The following is an 893-nucleotide window of genomic DNA, read 5'->3' as shown; positions in this document are numbered from 1 at the left end:
GGTCCGGGGAGGCCCTCCGCGTCCCGCCGTCCGCCGGGCCAGGATCCGTCCCTGGCCCCAGGCGTTCCGCGACCGGGCGGAGGCCCGTCCCGCCGAGGCGGCCTCGATCGAGCAGGGCATCCGGTTCCGCGCGCTCTTCCTGCTGATCGTGGGGATGATCCTCGCCATCGCCGCGACGGACGTGCTGACCGGTACGGTCGGCCTGCTCAGCGAGACCGCCTCCCGCCCGCTGACCGAAGCCGAGAAGGCGCGCTACGTCCAGGAGGACATCGCCGGGCGGTGGCACACGTGGCCGACGACCCTGGTCTTCCCCCCGGAGCTGGAGTACATCGGCCTCGGCCGGGTCCAGCTCTACGCCCGCAGGGTCGGCATCGCCCCCGAGACGGCCTGCCGCTCCGGCACCGACGCCGCGGTCGGATCGGTCCTGGAGGAGCACGGATGCCGCACGCTCCTGCGCGCCACGTACGTGGACCAGACGTCCACGTTCGCGGTCACCGTGGGCGTCGCCGTCATGGAGGACGCCGAGCGGCGGCGGGCGGCGACGGGAGACCTGGCGAACGACGACCGGGTGGGCGTCCGGCCGGTGGCCTTCCGCGGCACCGCCACCGAGCTGTTCGGCGCGGCCCAGCGCCAGCGCAACGCCTGGGTGGGGGTCGGGCCGTACATCGTCTTCTCCACCGCCGGCTACACCGACGGCCGCACCCGCCAGTCGGTCGCCTCCGAGGAGATCCCGCACAGCGAGCTGTGGCCGACGGCCCAGGCCGTGGCCGGGCGCATCGCCCACGCACTGGGCGACGAGCCCGCCGTGCCCCGCTGCACCCAGGGGAACGTGTGCTGAGGCGGTGGCGGCTCAGGGCGCTGGGGGCGCCGGCCGCCGCCCTCGCGCCTGGCCG

General features: G+C 75.8%; 1 protein-coding gene. It reads left to right on the top strand.

What is annotated here, in order from left to right:
- Positions 1-838 (top strand): hypothetical protein (locus tag ACWJ6R_RS37190; RefSeq protein WP_449066681.1); only part of this gene is annotated, 838 nt, incomplete at its 5' end.
- Positions 839-893 lie beyond the last annotated feature (55 nt).

Source organism: Planomonospora algeriensis (assembly GCF_977012225.1).
Note: the sequence above shows the minus strand (reverse complement) of the source record. Positions and strands in the feature narration are given on the sequence as shown.